Raw genomic sequence first — 16894 nt, 5'->3', positions numbered from 1 at the left:
GAAGCGGACCGACCTCATGGCGTCGGGTTTGTCTCGGTGATCAGCACCGCTTCAGAGAGCATAGAGTCGTTGTTGAGACCCCAGTTCCCCATGATTTGTTCGTAGGTGCCGTCCTCGATCAGGGCCTGAATTACAGCGGTAAAGAGTGGGCCGATCTCGCTATCTTTCGGAACGCCGATGCAGGAGTGAGTCGCGGCGGCCTCAAGCCCACCAACCTCGAAGACCGGGTTGTTCTTCGCCATGTAGACCAGCTTAGCCCGAGCGGCGGCGGTCATGTCGACACGACCAGACTGCACAGCAAGTTCCGCTGCGGATTGGCTCGAGAAGGTCTGGATGTCGATCGGCTCGAGACCTTGGGCGCTACAGACCTCGGCGTTCAGCGTCTCCATCAGATCGTGATCCCAGGAGCCATTGATGATTGCGGAGGAATGTCCGCAGACATCTTCGCGTTCTTCGATCTTCAGGCCGGAAGATTTCAGGAAGGCAAACCCGGTGCCGGCCGTACGTTGGGACACGAAGTCAAGAGATTTTAGGCGCTCTTCGGTCGCGCCCATCGAGGCGAAGGCGGCATCGAATCGCCCAGATATCAGCCCAGGTATGATCGCGTCCCAACCGGTCGGGACGTAGTTAAATGACACGCCCAACCGGTCCGAAATCGCCTGAGACAGTTCGACACTCCAGCCTTTCAGTTGGCCGTCTTCGAGGAATTCGTCGGGTGCCCAATCGTTGAAGACCGCGATGTCGATTCCGTTTTCGATAAGGTCCTGGGGTACCTGCGCGTGCAGCTCTTCGATCACGGCGGCGCTAGCAGGCAAGGCCCCATGAAGAGCGGCTGAAAAGGCAACTGCCAGGAGCAGTTTGCCGTTGGCGACGTTTGGTTGCATGACGAGTTTCCCTATTGTCCAGAAGATGGCTTGCGAATTTCATACGCTTTTGTGTGAACGTTCTCACATGAATTCACAGGTTCGCATTGCGGTCAAGTGATCAGCGCGGCATCATGGGCGCCGGACAATTTTTTAATTCGGGGATCACCGCGGGATGCGGAAGGCGACAACGACAATCGCAGACGTCGCCCGGAAGGCGAACGTCAGTACCGCGACCGCCGGCAGGGTGCTAGGAAACTATGGCTATGCCAGCGAAACGGTGCGCAAAAAGGTACAAAAGGCGGCGCGCGAGCTCGGCTATCGCCCCAACCACCTCGCAAGGAGCCTGATCCGTGGTGAAACACGCACGATTGGCGTAGTCGTGGGTGACATTCAAAGCCCGTTCTACGCAAGGATCATTCGAGGGATCTCCGATGTCGCGCGGGCATCGGACATGGGCCTGATCATAACCAACAGCGACGAAGCCACTGATCTAGAAGAACAGTCTGTCGAGCTCCTTATGGACAAGAAGGTCGATGGAATGATCGTCTCGCCTTGCGACACCATCAATGCCGCTCATCTTAGAGCGGCCCACGAAGCTGGGATACCGATGGTCCTCATCGATCGCAGAGTGAAGGGGCTTGAGGTCGATTCTATCAGCCTGGACAGCGTCGGGAGCGCCCGAGCAGGAGTGGGGGACCTATTGCGCGCCGGGCATCGCAGGATCGCTCTTGTGGCAGAATTGGCGGGCACCGGCGGGATGACGATCGAGCGTATCATGTCGTCGAGTCCGCCGGGGCCGCCGGACATCAATTACCACTATCCGAGTTGGCAGCGGCTACTGGGTTACCTGCTCGCACACCACGACGCGGGGATTGCGCCGCAGAGCGACCTGATTTGCCAGGTAAAGAGCTATTCATCCAAAGTTGCGGCGAAGAAAGCTGTGGAAATTCTCAGATCGGACACGCCGCCGACTGCGCTGTTCACTGCTGATGGCGTTATGTCCGCTGGTGTCATGGCAGCGGTCAAGGAAGTCGGGGCGCGGATCCCGGACGATATTTCGCTGCTATGCTTCGATGACATGGACTGGATGGAATTCATGGTCCCCGGGATCGACGCGATCTCGCAACCTCGCAAGCAAATGGGCCAAATGGCCGCACGCCTGCTGATGGAGCGGATAGCCGACCCGACGAGCGAACCGCGCGTTTTGGATCTGGTGCCGCGGCACGTGGAGCGCGGATCAATTCGTCAGATCTTGACCACCAAAGGCGTCAATGGTGGCCCCGACGCCTGACATTGATAAGGTTCTCATTGCTTTGCTGCGACTCGAGAGTATGCGATTCACTTTATGCGCCTCTTAGGGCACTCTTCATGCAACAGTGGACGCAAAGGATCGGGTAGGGCGTTGCGACCGGATCGTGCCACGTTCCCGTAGAAACTCGATCAATAGTTGCAGTTCTGGCGTCGGTTCGGCCTCCTGTGGCCAGACAAGGAAGTAGGAGTTCCCTGAGTCCTGAAATGACGGCCCCATCCGTATTAGGCGGCCAGCGTCAAGTTGCCCATCTGTGAGGAAGTCTGGTAGCAGCGCCACCCCCTGTCCGGCCAATGCCGCGTCGCAAAGCGATAGAAACTGGTCGAAAAGGGGGCCCCGCAGAGTACCGGGCACAACTTCCTGTTGCAAAAACCAGCTTTCCCAGGCCCCCGGCCGACTGGCCAAGTGCAGAAGCGGCATGTCGAGGAGATCCCGAGGCGTCGCCTCGGGTGGAAACCCTGCATTGGGGCTCGCGACGGGCACTAATCGGTTCTGCGCGAGCGGGAGGAACTCGACGCCCGGCCAATCGGGCGCCCCGAAATGAACCGCAGCGTCGAATTTCTCCGCCGCGAAGTCAAAGGCGGAGTTTCGGGTGGATTGATTGAGGTGAACGGTCGGGTTTTCCACGAGAAAAGCCCGCAGATGCGGGGCGAGCCAATACAATCCGAAGGTTAGCGGAACAGCTAGGTTCAGCCCATTCCGGTCTCCCGCGGCTCGCAACTGCAAGCTGGCCCGTGCCAGGTCGTCGAGGCAATGCCGAACCGAGCGCGCATATCTGCGCCCCGCGGAGGTCAGGCGCAGCCCCTTACCTTCGCGAGTCAGCAAGTTCACGCCCAGCTGTTCCTCTAGACTCTTTAGTTGGCGGCTCACCGCGGAATGCGTCAGGTCGAGATCCCGCGCTGCCGCGACAGCGCTTCCCAGTCGATCCACGGCCTCCAGCGCCCGCAGACTGCTGATCGTGGGCAGGAAGCGTCTCGGGATAGACATGTGACAAAAGCTCCAAGGTTTGTGCGGACAAATCGCTTTTCGGGCACGTATCAGTACGGCAGTTTCGCGGAAAATCCCATGATAGATTGACGCCAATGCAGAATGCCCCGAATTTTCGCCGCGCTCAGAGAATCCAGTCGTTGGAGATTTCTGAAATCGTCCAGCTTTCGGAGCGCGCCGCCTCCCTGCGAGCCGAGGGACAGGACATAGTCGCTCTCTCGACAGGCGAACCTGACTTTCCGACTCCCCCGCATGTTGTCGCGGCGGCGCATTCCGCTGCCTTGGCGGGAAAGACGAAGTACCCGGCGACCCTGGGCACGCCCGAGCTTCGGGACGAAATCGCCCGTCAGGCGGGCGTCAGCCGGGCTCGGGTCATCGTGAGCACCGGCGCAAAGCAGGTGCTCGCGAATGCCATGCTCGCGACGCTCGACCCGGGTGAGGAGGTGATCATGCCTGCCCCGTTCTGGACCAGTTACTCGGACATTGTCCTTCTGGCCAGCGGCACCCCCGTGGTCCTGCCTTGCCCTGTGGAGGACGGTTTTCGCCTTACAGCCGAACGGCTCGAAGCCGCGATCACGCCACGCACCCGATGGCTCATGCTGAACTCACCCTGCAACCCAACTGGCACCAACTATTCCGAAACCGACTTGCGCGCCCTCGCGGAGGTACTGCGGCGTTACTCCCAGGTGCAGATCCTGATAGACGAGATCTACGATCAGCTATCGTACGTGCCCTTCACCTCGTTCGCCACGGTTGCACCGGACCTGTCAGAACGGACGCTGATCGTGAACGGGGTCAGCAAAGCCTATGCGATGACCGGATGGCGCATCGGATGGGGTATCGGCCCAGCCGCCATGATCTCCGCCATGGGTGCGGTGCAGGGACAGTCGACGTCTGGCGCGAGCTCGGTCGCGCAAGCCGCGGCCTTGGCGGCGCTCTCCGGGCCGCAAGAGTTCCTTCTGGAAAGACGCGAGGTGTTCCGGTCACGCCGCGACATGGTCGTGGCGCGCCTGAATGCGATGCCCGGCGTAACGTGCTCGCGGCCCGATGGCGCCTTCTACGTGTTCCCCGACATCCGGCGCGCGATGGCGACGAACGGCTTCGAGAGCTGCGCGCGCTTTTGCGAGGATCTACTTGAGCAGGTCGGCCTCGCACTGGTGCCGGGACGCGCGTTCGGAATGCCCGGGCATTTGCGCCTGTCCTACGCCTATTCCGAAGCCGAGCTTCTGGCCGGCCTTGACCGCCTGGAGCGATTCATCACCCACGTGCGGCCTGCCGCGCAAGAGGATTCGCAGCCGAACAGGGCAACCGTATGAGCAAGATGAGCAACCTTTGGGAGCACACGAATGCCGAAGACCTATCGGTGACCCGGCTTTCTGCAGACAGGACGGTCGATCTTGTCGTAATTGGTGCCGGTTTCACCGGCTGCTCGGCTGCGCTCGAAGCAGCGCGCACCGGCGCATCTACTGTCGTGCTGGAAGCCGAAACCATTGCCCACGGCGGTTCGGGCCGAAATGTCGGTCTGGTGAATGCGGGACTGTGGCTGCCCCCGGATGACGTCGTCGCGGTCATGGGCGAGGCTGAGGGCACGCGGCTGGTCGAGGCTCTTGGCAAGGGCCCCTCGGCGGTTTTTTCCCTCGTTCGGGACTTCGGGATCGCGTGTGAAGCGGTGCAGAACGGCACGCTGCACCTGGCCCATTCCCCCGCCGGCTTTCGCGATCTCGAGAAGCGCTTCACCCAAGGCATCCAACTCGGCGCGCCGCTTCAACTCCTGGACCGAGAAGAGGCAAGCCGGCGGACTGGTAGCACCCAGTTTCACGGTGCGCTTCTGGACCCCCGCGCGGGCACCGTGCAACCCCGGTCGTATTGCGGTGGCCTCGCTCGCTCGGCCGTCGGGCTGGGTGCCGAGATCTACCAGAACAGCCCTGTCACCAGGATCGAGCGCGAGGGGGGAGACTGGCGGGTTCACGCCAACGGCCAGGTTGTTACGGCGCAACGTCTGCTTCTAGCCACCAACGCGTACCACCAACTCGCGGAGGGCGCCTGCGCGCCGGAATATGTAGTGGTGAACTTCTGTCAATTCGCCACAGCGCCGCTGACGGAAGCGCAGCGTGCGAAAATTCTGCCGGGGCGCGAGGGATGCTGGGATACTGCGCTGGTCATGTCCTCGATTCGAATGGACGAAAGCGGTCGACTCATTGTCGGAGGAATGGGAGACTCCGAAGGCTTGGGGGCACGGATCCACGGCCGATGGGCCCGCCGCAAGTTGAGGCGTCTCTACCCTGAGATCGGCGACATTCCTTTCGAGCATCGCTGGCGCGGTAGGATCGCGATGACACAGGATCACATTCCGAAAGTTGTCGAATTCGGCCCTGGAGCCTACGCCCTCTTTGGTTACTCCGGGCGGGGAATCTGCCCTGGAACCGTCCTCGGCACCGCTGCTGCCAAAGCGCTCCTGGAGGAATGCCCGGAAACAATGCCGCTGCCGGTAGTTCGGAAGTACGCGGAGCGCTTCAAGAGGATGAAGCGGGCCTACTACGAATTCGGCGCATCGCTTACCCATGCAGCCAGGCCCGGCCCCTTGGGCTGAATGCTCTGCCAAGTGCGTACTTCCCTATTGACATCTTCAAGGTGCGACGGGGGAGGCAACCATGGCTTGCAGCAACGAAAAGTTAAACGCTCACAATCTGGCGGGGTCCCGAAAATGACGACACTTTCAAGGCGTGATCTTCCCGATATGCGCCTGTTGCAGACATTCGAAAGTGCGGCGCGCCACGGTAATTTCACCCGTGCCGGAGATGAACTCGCATTGACGCAAAGCGCGGTCAGTCGGCAGGTCCGCGAATTGGAAGACCAGCTCGGGCATCCATTGTTTGAACGGGTCCGTGGCCGGGTCATCACGACCCCGAAGGGCGAGGCGTTTCTTCAGGGCGCCTCAAGGCTTCTCCACATGGCCGAGGTCACCATGCGACATGCGAAGACCGCCGACGACGGTCAGAGGTTGTTGTCCATCAACGTGCTCCCGACCTTTGCCCAACGGTGGTTTGCGCCGCGCCTCGCAGGCTACCTCAAAAGGGATGCGAACACGACTTTCGACATCACCACGATCAAGGGCGTGTTCAACCTCACTGCCGAACAATGCGATCTCTCGATACACTTTGGCGACCCAAGCTGGCCCGGAGCAAAAAGTGTCTACCTATGCAGCGAAATCGTCGTGCCGATCGCGGGTGGCTTGCTTGGGAGTGAGCGGATCACGGGCCCAAAAGACCTGATAGATGCGCCAAAACTGGTACTGTCGGAACGCCCAAACCTATGGTCGGACTGGTTCGATCGCTGTGGTGTTGACGCGCCGTTCAGGCGAATTTCTCATACTTTCGATCAGTTCACACTGACAATCGAGGCAGCGAAGGCCGGCCTTGGGTACGCGCTTCTCCCCCGCTACCTTATCGAGAAGGAGCTTGCCGCCGGCGAGCTGAATGTCGTTCTGGATGCTCCCCATTCTACACAGAAAGCCTACTACATGGTGATCCCGGACGGGCGCGAGACGAAGGTGAAGCCCTTCTGTGACTGGCTGGTCCAACAGGTGCGGTACCGGCCGCTCGCTCCAGCGCAATGAAATCGCGTCAGCACGGCTGAGAGGCCAAGCGACCCCCATGTTACGATCAGCGTGCTGCGAGCCTTTATTGCTTTGCCACGCACTGCGTGAAAGCCCGCTCAAAGATTTTTGCCGTAGGGCTAGGCGCGCGGCGGGCTGGGGTCAGTAGGTAGAGTTTTCTCTCGAGTACAAGATCGCTCAATGGCACGAAAGCGATACCCGGATCGTTGAACAGCAGCACGGCATTGCGCGGCAGCAACGCCACGCCGATCCCGGCGCGTACGAGGCAGAGCTGGGCAATCGTTGAATGGCTGCGGAGCGGGCCGGTTCTTAGCGCGAGCGGCAAGGCCGCGTGAGAGGCAAGCAACCTCGAAGAACCGGTTTTTGCTCCGAGATGAATGAGTTGCTGCGGATCGATGTCTGAAAGGCGGACCTGCTCGGCGGATCGCGCCAGCGGGTGGTCAATCGCGCATGCCAGGCCGAAGGGGTCAGCGCTGATCTCGTTTTGCAGCAAATCGGGCGAGCTGCGGGCACGACCCGCAATGGCAAGATCTAGCCTAGCATCCGCGACCATTCCGGCGAGCGTTTCGGCCACGTCGTCATGCACGGTGAGGATCACCTCGGGGTGTGCCGCGCGAAAGGTGGCAATCGCCGGGGCCACATGCGGGGTGATCGCCGAGGGCGTGGCGCCGATCCGCAGTGTGCCGCGCAGCCCACGCGCATGATCGCGCAGGCGATTGAGTGATTTGTCGAGCGCGGCGAGCAGTGGTTCGGTCTCTTTCAGGAAGTCCAGCCCAAGCGTTGTCGGGGCCGGCGGACGGCTGCGGCGGTCGAAAAGTGCGCCGCCCGCGATCTCTTCGATTTGCCGCACAGTTTCGGTTAGCGCCGAGGGCACCACCCCGAGCCGGTCCGCGGCGCGGGCAAAACTGCCCTCCGCCCAGATCGCGTGAATGGCCCGCAGGTGGCGCAGGTTAAAGTTCGTAATTTCTGAATCAATCTTCATATGTTTCAATTTCAAAGAATACGCGTCTTCGGTCAATATGCCGCCAGACAGGAGACCCAGATGACCGCCACCGACCGCAACCTTTCCGACGCCATCGACCGACTTCCCCGCGCCCTGAAGGACGCAGGCTTTCGCGGAGAGGTCACGCGTGACAGCGCGCTGAGGGCGGCCATGTCCACCGACAATTCGGTCTATCGCATCCTGCCCGACCTCATCGTCGCGCCGCGCGATGCCGCGGATGTGGTGGCCTGCATGTCGGTGCTGGAGCGGCCCGAGTTTGCCCATGTCCCGCTGACTGCGCGCGGCGGCGGCACCGGCACCAATGGCCAGAGCCTCAACCGCGGCATCATCCTCGACATGCGCCGCCATATGCACCGGCTCCTGGAGGTCGATCCCGAGGGACAATGGGCCGACGTGGAGCCGGGCATCGTGCTTGATGATCTGAACGCGCAGCTGCGGCCCAAGGGGCTATTCTTTGCGCCCGAAACCTCGACCTCGACCCGCTGCGTCGTCGGCGGCATGGTGTCGACCGATGCCTCAGGGAAGGGCTCGCGCATCTACGGCAAGACCTCGGACAACCTCTTGGGTGTCGAGATCGCGCGGGGGCAGGGGCTGGTCTCCAGCCTCGGCGACGCGCCAGACTGGGCCGCGCCGATGCTGGCGGCGGCAGAAACCGCAGCGCGGGCCGGGCGCACGGCCTTCATCGCAAACACCCCGCGGCTCAACCGTCGCTTCACCGGCTACGACCTCGAGCGCGCCTGTACAGAAGAGGGCGGCTTTCAGTGGTGGCGGCTGTTCCCCGGATCCGAAGGCACGCTTGGGCCGATCACCCGCATCCGGGTGAAGCTTTGCCCGCTGCCCAAGGAAAAGCGCCTCGTGGTCGCCGGGTTTGCCAGTTTCCGCGACTCGCTGGCCGCCGCGATGCCGTTGCTGCGGGACAACCCGACCGCCATCGAAGTGATGGACGAGCGGGTGCAGGCGCTGGCCGAAGAGGCCGGTCTGCTTGGCCGCCTGCCCGAAACCCTGCGTCCGCAGGGCGGTGAGGCGCTGGCCTATACGTTCGTTGAGTTCAATGGCGATGATGCCGCGGAACTTGCGGCACGCATCGCGGCTTGCGAGGCGCGTCTGCAGGGCTTGCCCGGCATCCGGGCGGTGCATGTCGCGGCAGGCAGCGATGACATTCGCGACCTTTGGGCGGTCCGCTCGGCCGGTGTCGGGCTCTTGGGCAAGATCGATGGCCGGGCGCGCCCCGTTGCCTTCGTCGAAGATTGTGTTGTGCCGCCCGAGACGCTGCCGGAGTTCCTCGACGGTTTTCTAGACATTCTCACCCGGCATGGGCTGAGTTTTGGCATCTACGGCCATGTGGACGTGGGCTGTCTGCACATCCGCCCGGCGCTCGACATCGACGCAGAGGAGGGCCGCGCGCGGCTGGTGCAGGTCTCTGACGAGATCTTCGAACTGGTCAACCGCCATGGCGGCATCTTCTGGGGCGAGCACGGCAAAGGGGTGCGCGGCGCCTATCTCGAAGGCTGGATCGGGCCGGAGGCCTATGCCGCGTTGCAGGGGGTCAAGGCCGCCTTCGATCCTTCGGGACGCTTCAATCCCGGCAAGCTGGTCGGCGCCGGAGCGCCGGTCATGGGGATTGCCACGACACCCTTCCGTCCGTTCAACGCGCCCGAGGGCGACCCGCTGGAAAAGGCCTTCCGCTGCAACGGCAATGCGCAATGCCTCAGCTATGCGGCGAGCATGCCCATGTGCCCGTCCTTCAAGGCGACCGGGGATGTCCGCCACTCACCCAAGGGACGCGCCGATGCGCTGCGCACATGGCACGGGGACCGGCGGACTGGAGAGGCGACCATTGACGAGGCGGATCTTCTCGGCACGCTCGACACCTGCCTCGGTTGCAAGGCCTGCGCCTCGACCTGCCCGGTGCAGGTGGACATTCCGGCGATGCGCGCGACATTCTACGCCGATGTATATGGCCGCAAGCGGCGCCCGCTGACCGACCGGGCGATGCTGCTGGCCGAACGTCTGAGCCCGCTCATGTTGCGCGCGGCACCCGTGATACGCCCGTTCTGGCCGCTCGCGCGGCGCGTGGCAGAGGTGGTGCTGGGCGTGACGGACCTGCCCGCTGATCTGGCGCACCCCTTGCCTCCTACGGCACGGATCTCAGTGGCCGAGCTCAAACAGCGCGAGCTTCCGGAGCGTGCAGTTCTTGTGTGGATGGATTGGTTCTCGGCGCTCTATGACGGCGCGACGCAGCGCGATGTCTATCAAGGCCTTACGGCGCTCGGCTATGCGCCGCTCTTTGTCGAGATGCTGCCAGCGGGCAAGGTGGCGGGCGATCTTGGCGACCGGGCGGGGTTTGCGAAGATGGCGGGGCGTTTGGTGGCGGCGCTCAGCGACGGTGCGGCCAGCGGCGCGCCGATGATCGGTCTCGACCCGGCCTTCGTCATGGCGCTGCGGCAGGACTATCGCAAGGCGGGGCTCGACGTGCCGATGGTGCTCTTGCCGCAGGAATTTCTTGCGGCGGAGGTCCGGCGCGGGGCGAGGATGCCACAGGTGCCCGGCGGGGCGCTGAGCCTCTTCACCCATTGCACCGAAAGCACCGGATCGCCGGCGGCGCGTAAAGACTGGCAGGAGGTTTTTGCCGCGCTTGGGCTGCAGATCGACACGCCCGCAACCGGCTGCTGCGGCATGGCCGGCATGTTTGGGCACAAAGAACGGCACCAGAAGATGTCTCGCAAGCTGTTCGATATGTCCTGGGCGGAGCCTTTGGCTAAGGCCGAGGAGGCGGTGGCCACGGGGTTTTCCTGCCGTTGCCAGACGGAGCGGCTCTCTGGCATGCCGATGCGCCACCCGTTGGGCCTGATTGCGGACCGGCTGGGGACGCGGAACTAGTGCCGATCCTTTCCCGTGCATGAGACCCGACGGTCGATGGTACTTTGCGTCTGCGAGAATTCGGGCAGCTGAGTTCTGCGCCAGGACCCCAATACTGAGTGGGGCTGCAGAACGGCACATCGTGCGTCGAAAGCACTTGGATAGAGAAAAGGGCCATCAAAGCGTCTAAGGAACGACCGGAACAGCCCTTGGCGTCCGAGTGCGCAGGACCGGTATCGGCCCTGCGCACACACGGCATCAGTCGATGTCGAACACCACGCCCTGCGCCAGCGGCAGTTCAGACGAGTAGTTGATCGTGTTGGTTGCGCGCCGCATGTAGGCGCGCCAGGCGTCCGACCCGCTCTCGCGGCCGCCGCCGGTCTCCTTCTCGCCGCCGAAGGCCCCGCCGATCTCGGCCCCCGAGGTGCCGATGTTGACGTTGGCAATGCCGCAGTCCGAGCCGCGCGCCGACAGGAAGGTCTCCATCTCGCGCAGATCGGTGGTGAAGATCGACGAGCTGAGCCCACCGCCCACGTCGTTGTGCAGCTCCAGAACCTCGTCGAAGTCACTGTATTTCATCACGTAGAGGATCGGTGCGAAGGTCTCGCGGAGCACTGGGCCGGCCTGTTCGGGCATCTCCACCAGCGCGGGTTTGACGTAATAGGCTTTCTCGCCCCCCACCGGTTCGCGCTGGCCGCCATGCACGGTGCCTCCAAGCGCGGCGGCCTCCTTCAGCGCCGCTTGCATGCCTTCGAAGGCCGCCGCGTCGATCAGCGGGCCGACCAGCGCCTGGGTCTCCAGCGGGTTGCCGACGGTGACGCTGGCGTAGGCCTTGCGCAGGGCGGGCACGAGTTGGTCGTAGACGCTCTCGTGCACGAAGAGCCGGCGCATGGTGGTGCAGCGCTGGCCCGCGGTGCCCATGGCCCCGAAGGCGATGGCACGCAGGGCCATGTCCATGTCGGCCGAGGGGCAGACGATGCCGGCATTGTTGCCGCCGAGCTCGAGGATGCACTTGCCGAAGCGCGCCGCCACCTTTGGCCCGACGATGCGCCCCATGCGGGTCGAGCCGGTGGCCGAGATCAGCGCCACCTTCGGGCTGTCCACCAGGGCCGCGCCGAGCTCCGGCCCGCCGACCAGAACCTGGCTCAGCCCCTCGGGGGCATCGCCGAAGCGGGCGATGGCTCGCTCCAGCACCGCCTGGCAGGCGAGCGCGGTGAGCGGGGTTTTCTCCGAGGGCTTCCAGAGCACCGGGTCGCCGCAGACCAGCGCCAGCGCTGCGTTCCAGCACCACGGCGCGCAGGGGAAGTTGAAGGCGGTGATGATGCCGACCACGCCCAGCGGGTGCCAGGTCTCCATCATCCGGTGGCCGGGGCGCTCGGTGGCGATGGTCAGCCCGTAGAGCTGGCGCGAGAGACCGACGGCGAAGTCACAGATGTCGATCATCTCCTGCACCTCGCCGAGCCCTTCGGAGGGCGACTTGCCCGCCTCGATCGAGACCATGCGGCCGAGCTCGTCCTTGGACTTACGCAGTTCCTCGGCAAAGAGTCGCACTAGCTCACCGCGGCGCGGTGCAGGTACCAGGCGCCAGCCGCGGAAGGCCTCGTTGGCCTTGACGATGGCGGCATCGGCATCAGCGACGCCGTGTTCGTCCAGCGTCGCCACGATCTCGCCGGTGATTGGAGAGACCACGACCATGCCTCCGTCCACGTTGAGCGCAGCGGTAACATTGCAGGCACCCATAGTTTCGGCGGTGATGGCGGACAGTGGCTTGGTGAGCATGTTGAATCCTTTCGGTAGATCAGGCGTGTGCATGAGCGAGAACGGCGCGTGCGTGGGCCAGCGAGGCCGCTTCGGCCTCGGCATAGCGTTGGTGAAGGTCAATGACGGGCGCTCCCAGGTCTTCTTCGAAGCGGGCCCGGTTTGGGTTGGCTGCGAAGCCCTGACTAGCTTCGTCGCCGAGGTTAGACTGAAAGATCCCGGCGGCCGAGATCGGCAGGAAGTCCTCGTAGATGATCGGGTCGGCGCGCAAGACACCTGCGGTCACCAGCGTGGCAGGGTCGCGCGCCAGATCCTCAGTCGAGCTCCCTTTGCCGGTAGCGCTGTAGCGGAAATAGCCCAGCCCCTCGGTACGGATCGTCTCCAAGTCGTCGGGGAAATCGGCGAAGGTGCGCTCCAGCGTCTCCATGTACTCCGCCGCGTTAGAGCCATCTGCGGCAGGGCGCACGAGGCCCCGTGTGTGCGCTAGAAGCCGGTCGTAAAGTGCCTGGCCCTTTGGGGTCAAAGCCAGGCCGCGTTGTTCGATCTCCCCAAAGCGGGCGGTGTGGCTGCCGTCGACAGTGGTGACCCCGTCGCTGTAGGAAACCGGCTCCTCCAGTGCCTTGAACGATGTCTGGCGCAGCAGGATGGGGACGGCGCGGGCCGGGGGACCCTCGATCACGGCCTTAGGCGCAATGCCGCGTTCGGGCATAAGGCGCTGCACTGCATCGATGTCCAGTGTACGAGGTGTTAGGTGGTTGATGTGCGGCCCTTTGAAAGCCACCACGTCGGCAACCAACCGGTGCGCTTCGTGCAGGCGCTTGTAGAGCGCGTGCTCCACGTTAGCCTCCGGGTGCCATCGGAACGTCTCGAGCGCTTCCGCAACAAAGGATTCCGCCTCCTCGGATGTAAGACCTCCGTCCGCCTCGGCGCGCGCGATGAGGTCTAGGCAGCCCTGAGTAAAAATCTTGCGCTGCGAGAGAACCTCGTCGGCCTCGGCGCGCAGTTCGGCATCCTCGATCAGATCGAGCCGCAGGAGCGAGGTGAAAACACGGAATGGGTTTGCGTTCAGCGCCGATTGCTCCAGCGGGCGGAAAGCGGTGGAATGAACCGGCACTCCTGCTACGGAAAGGTCATAGTAACCGACCGGGTACATTCCCATGACTGCGAAGAGACGACGCATGGTGGAAAGTTCCTGTGGCGTGCCGAGACGGATCGCGCCATGGCGCTCTTCGCTTACGCGGTCCAGCTCACCCAGCTCTTGTAGGCGTGCACGCTCGGAGGGCTCTGCTTCCAGTCGCGCTTCGTTGACCAGCCGCACCAAGTCGAGCAGCGTGCCGTAGGCAGGGACCTCGTCGCGGTACATGCCGGACATGGCGCGGGAAAACAGGGTTCGGATGGCGTTTGGGTCGATGGGGCACATGCGTTCGGATCTCCGCTGGGTATAGAGCCGGATGCCAGCTTAGTCTTCCAGCAGGGAAAACCCCAACGACGGTTCGGACTGCACCTATTCTGCCTCCGCATGCAGGAGCTTCGCTCTAGATCAGGAGGTTACATGGTCAGTTATCAATCTCGCGACCTGCTCCCCTGAAAAGTCAGCGGTTTGAAGTTGGCCTGTTCTTCAAACGAGGAGACAGACGATGCGGAAGAGCCGGTCTCAAAAAAGACCAACGTATATCACATAATTTCAAATTATCCGATCCCAGTCACCAGTCACCAGTCAGAGGCAAGCGCGGCCCAGTCTCCGAAATTCCGGGCCGAGGGGAATGCGGCCTGCAATCCTGAGGACCACGCGCATGCGGACGCTCTTGCGGGCCGCGCTCGACAAAAGGAACAGACGTGCCTGAGATATGTTCCAGAGATGTCTCAGACCAACAGATCGGGAGCGCTTCTTCAAGTGGCGGGCTGGCAGCAGTGCGCTGTGGCGGCATGCGATCGGGAACATAGTTGCACTCGCATTGTTAAGGACCCTGAACTGGAATGGGATAGAAAACATGGCAAACGCGGATCGGAAATCGTATGGCCCTGGGCAACAGGATCAGGGGAAGGGGAGTGGAGAAGGCGGGATGTCTCCCGCCGAGGTGGAGCAGCGCAGGAAGAGCGAGGTGTTGTCGAACCGCGACACCTCTCGGCATTCCGAGCAGCGCGGATTGGACAGCCGCCATGTTCACACCCGTCAATTGCATGAGCACGTCGATAATCATGCGGAAGGCAAAGGTGAACCGGGCAAGGCAGCCGCCGGTGAGAAGCTGGCTGATGAGCGTCCAGGTCCTGAGGACAGGGTCACCGGGGGCGACCGGGAATAGCGAAACGTTTCATAGGGCAAAATCAAGCGCTCTTGGGAAAGAGAGATTTCTCAACCCGAGCTGCGCCGTCGGACTTTCAGGTGATCAGTAGGCGGATAGAGAATTACGCGCATGCAGTGGGCAAACATGTTTTTCCAAAGTTGGGATGGCATCATCCGCACCCTCATCGTGGGAACATTGGCTTACGCGTTCCTCGTGGTCTCGCTGCGAATCTCGGGAAAGAGGACCCTTGCGAAACTAAACGCCTTCGATCTTGTAATAACAGTGGCTTTCGGCTCGACGCTGGCGTCGATCCTGCTGAGCGACGGTGTTGCCCTTGCGGAAGGTGCTGTGGCTTTGCTGCTTCTGATATTCCTGCAATATGGGGTGACCTACACGTCGGTGCGTTCAAAGTCCTTCGCGCGTGCGGTTCGCTCCGAACCTACTCTCCTTCTGCATGACGGTGTCCCATTGACCGAAGCCTTGCGCCGCGCCCGCGTCACAGAAGTTGAATTGGAGACCGTGGTGCGTACGCAGGGACAGGACGGTTTCGGCGCGCTGTCGGCAGTCATTTTGGAGTCTGACGGGTCCTTCTCTGTCATCAAGAAAACTCAAAAGGGTGGGTCAAACGATGACGAGCCACGCGCCCGGGCCTTCCGGAACGGGCTCTGACTGGGGGCCTAGGGTCAGTCAGATAGCAGGGTGAGTCAGACCCGCCTCTGTGCTCTCACCCTTGAGTGCCGCCTATGATCCATATGCCGATGCCAGCCAACAGGATCACTGCATATCCCGCCGCGACGATTACGCCGTCCCGTGCCAATAGTCCAACTGCGAATAGCGTAACCGGTATACCGACCAGTGGCACAGCTATCGGTATCGCTCCGAGCACTAGGAGCGATGTGCCTGTTGCTATCAAAAAAAGTGCGATGAGCGAGATTGAGAGATTCCCGCCGGACAGGCGCTCCCATCTTGGATGCAAATGCCACCTTAACCAATCCGCGACCGGCCGCACTTTGTGCGCCACCGCTTTTACGCGGCGCGCCTGAATCTCGCGTTTTCCTAGAAATGGCGGAACCCACAGGCCGGTGCGGCCTAGCAGCATCTGCAGGCCGATGACTGCCCTGATTGCGCCTAGGGCTCCGCCGATGCCCGGTATCATCCCGATGGGCAAGATGAGAAAGGTGGCGACGATCAAGAGAAGGGGTGCGTGGCCCTGCGCGCCGATCTCCTTTGCCAAACTTTGGAGCGTCACCGTGTCCTGACTCTCGGCCAGCCCCCGCAACCGCTCGACCAGCCTTGGCACCGCCTCTGGTCCCGGATCCACAGCGAGTGTGCAATCCTTCCGGCCCATTTACCTGCTGTCCGACTGCGAGGAGATCTGCGCAAGAGATTGCCCGAATTCACGAAACTCCTCGGCGATGCAAAGCGGGAGCGCGGCCATTGCAGTGGGGACCGCGCCCGGATCTTCTTGACCATCGCGGAGCACTTCCCGTACCGAAAGCCATTCCTTCAGATGCTGCAGCTGCGAGCTGTCCAAGGTCGTGATGATTTCCAGGAGCAGCCGTCGATGCGCGATGCTGCGCGCCTCGAGCATCACAAGCACGGACTCAAGTTCTCTAGGATTTGACCCATCCATGATAAGTCCTTCCAAATCAGTATCTCCGGATTCGTCCTTGGGGAAGCGCTCGTGCTCCCGGGTCAGGGCCATTTTTCCCCTGGGCAGGAAACGGCTGGCGAGCGTGTGTCTGCCTCACGAATAAATGGACGTCGTTCAATTGTGCCTGTCTCCCGGCTGTGCGACCTCGGCGAGTGCCTCACCGGCCGCGAGGGCATCTCCCCGTCCGGCGAGATCACCAAGTGAGAGGACGCCTACAAGGCGCTTCTCCCGATTGACCACTGGAATCCGGCGGATTTGCTGATCGCCCATGTTCTGAGCGACGGTCGTCACGTCGTCGTCTTCGAAGCAATAGCAGACATCTTGCGTCATTGCCTCGCCCACCATGGCATCCGGCCCCCTGCCTGCGCCGATCCCTCGGATAGCAATATCGCGGTCGGTGAGCATACCGACGAGCTTGTCGTCTTCGCCAACAGGGAGGAAGCCGGCGTCAATCTGTGCCATGAGGGCGGCCGCTTCGGCCAATGTCTGGCGCGGCGAAACCGTGACCGGATCGTTCGACATGATTTCCGAAACTCTCATTTTTACCTCCTAGGTTT

The 16894-nt window shown here is 62.4% G+C and carries 15 protein-coding genes; 7 read left to right on the top strand and 8 right to left on the bottom strand.

The annotated features are described in order from the left end of the window. Nucleotides 1-14: 14 nt before the first annotated feature. Nucleotides 15-884 carry a transporter substrate-binding domain-containing protein gene (locus G0D83_RS06925; protein WP_164191019.1) on the bottom strand — a complete coding sequence of 290 codons (870 nt, stop codon included), beginning with the start codon at nt 882-884 and terminating at the stop codon, nt 15-17. A gap of 154 nt (nt 885-1038) precedes the next feature. On the opposite strand from G0D83_RS06925, the gene G0D83_RS06920 reads away from it, so the two are divergent. Continuing rightward, on the top strand, nt 1039-2157 hold the full coding sequence (locus G0D83_RS06920; protein ID WP_164191016.1) for a LacI family DNA-binding transcriptional regulator: 1119 nt from the start codon (nt 1039-1041) through the stop codon (nt 2155-2157). A 75-nt stretch (nt 2158-2232) separates the two neighbouring features. Here G0D83_RS06920 and G0D83_RS06915 read toward each other — a convergent pair whose 3' ends face one another. Then, complete coding sequence (locus G0D83_RS06915) at nt 2233-3162, bottom strand: LysR substrate-binding domain-containing protein (protein WP_164191012.1); 930 nt, start codon at nt 3160-3162, stop codon at nt 2233-2235. Between the two features lie 95 nt (nt 3163-3257). Here G0D83_RS06915 and G0D83_RS06910 point away from each other — a divergent pair, with 95 nt between their 5' ends. The 3 genes from G0D83_RS06910 to G0D83_RS06900 all read left to right on the top strand — a co-directional run bounded on the left by G0D83_RS06910 (nt 3258) and on the right by G0D83_RS06900 (nt 6778). Continuing rightward, nucleotides 3258-4478, top strand: coding sequence for a pyridoxal phosphate-dependent aminotransferase (locus G0D83_RS06910; protein ID WP_164191009.1), 1221 nt, complete (start codon nt 3258-3260; stop codon nt 4476-4478). Beyond that, nucleotides 4475-5752 carry an FAD-binding oxidoreductase gene (locus G0D83_RS06905; protein ID WP_164191006.1) on the top strand — a complete coding sequence of 426 codons (1278 nt, stop codon included), beginning with the start codon at nt 4475-4477 and terminating at the stop codon, nt 5750-5752. The genes G0D83_RS06910 and G0D83_RS06905 overlap by 4 nt, the downstream gene beginning before the upstream one ends. A 114-nt stretch (nt 5753-5866) precedes the next feature. Beyond that, nucleotides 5867-6778, top strand: a complete 912-nt coding sequence (locus tag G0D83_RS06900) for a LysR family transcriptional regulator (RefSeq protein ID WP_164191002.1) — start codon at nt 5867-5869, stop codon at nt 6776-6778. 64 nt (nt 6779-6842) lie between these two features. On the opposite strand, the gene G0D83_RS06895 is transcribed toward G0D83_RS06900, so the two are convergent. Then, the gene (locus G0D83_RS06895; RefSeq protein ID WP_235958007.1) at nt 6843-7796 is read right to left on the bottom strand and encodes a LysR family transcriptional regulator; all 954 of its coding nucleotides are present in this window, start codon (nt 7794-7796) and stop codon (nt 6843-6845) included. A 24-nt stretch (nt 7797-7820) separates the two neighbouring features. Between G0D83_RS06895 and G0D83_RS06890 the strand changes: the two genes are divergently transcribed. Beyond that, nucleotides 7821-10661 carry an FAD-binding and (Fe-S)-binding domain-containing protein gene (locus tag G0D83_RS06890; protein WP_164190998.1) on the top strand — a complete coding sequence of 947 codons (2841 nt, stop codon included), beginning with the start codon at nt 7821-7823 and terminating at the stop codon, nt 10659-10661. A gap of 237 nt (nt 10662-10898) precedes the next feature. On the opposite strand, the gene G0D83_RS06885 is transcribed toward G0D83_RS06890, so the two are convergent. Both G0D83_RS06885 and G0D83_RS06880 read right to left on the bottom strand, forming a co-directional pair. Next, the gene (locus G0D83_RS06885; protein ID WP_164190995.1) at nt 10899-12419 is read right to left on the bottom strand and encodes an aldehyde dehydrogenase family protein; all 1521 of its coding nucleotides are present in this window, start codon (nt 12417-12419) and stop codon (nt 10899-10901) included. A 19-nt stretch (nt 12420-12438) separates the two neighbouring features. Further along, a complete protein-coding gene (locus G0D83_RS06880) occupies nt 12439-13818 on the bottom strand; it encodes a VOC family protein (RefSeq protein ID WP_164190993.1) in 1380 nt (459 codons plus the stop codon). 643 nt (nt 13819-14461) lie between these two features. On the opposite strand from G0D83_RS06880, the gene G0D83_RS06875 reads away from it, so the two are divergent. Then, nucleotides 14462-14701, top strand: a complete 240-nt coding sequence (locus tag G0D83_RS06875; protein ID WP_164190818.1) for a hypothetical protein — start codon at nt 14462-14464, stop codon at nt 14699-14701. Nucleotides 14702-14812: 111 nt separating this feature from the next. Continuing rightward, nucleotides 14813-15352: a DUF421 domain-containing protein gene (locus G0D83_RS06870; protein WP_164190989.1), complete on the top strand. Its 540-nt coding sequence runs from the start codon at nt 14813-14815 to the stop codon at nt 15350-15352. Nucleotides 15353-15407: 55 nt separating this feature from the next. Here G0D83_RS06870 and G0D83_RS06865 read toward each other — a convergent pair whose 3' ends face one another. The 3 genes from G0D83_RS06865 to G0D83_RS06855 form a co-directional block, all read right to left on the bottom strand. Further along, on the bottom strand, nt 15408-16031 hold the full coding sequence (locus tag G0D83_RS06865) for an exopolysaccharide biosynthesis protein (RefSeq protein WP_164190985.1): 624 nt from the start codon (nt 16029-16031) through the stop codon (nt 15408-15410). After that, nucleotides 16032-16388: a hypothetical protein gene (locus G0D83_RS06860; RefSeq protein ID WP_164190981.1), complete on the bottom strand. Its 357-nt coding sequence runs from the start codon at nt 16386-16388 to the stop codon at nt 16032-16034. It abuts the gene before it with no gap. A gap of 63 nt (nt 16389-16451) precedes the next feature. Then, complete coding sequence (locus tag G0D83_RS06855; RefSeq protein ID WP_164190978.1) at nt 16452-16877, bottom strand: CBS domain-containing protein; 426 nt, start codon at nt 16875-16877, stop codon at nt 16452-16454. Nucleotides 16878-16894 lie beyond the last annotated feature (17 nt).

Source organism: Salipiger sp. PrR003 (assembly GCF_010500785.1).
Lineage (GTDB): Bacteria > Pseudomonadota > Alphaproteobacteria > Rhodobacterales > Rhodobacteraceae > Salipiger > Salipiger pacificus_A.
The sequence above is the reverse complement of the archived record's forward strand: the minus strand, read 5'-3'. Positions and strand labels throughout refer to the sequence as shown.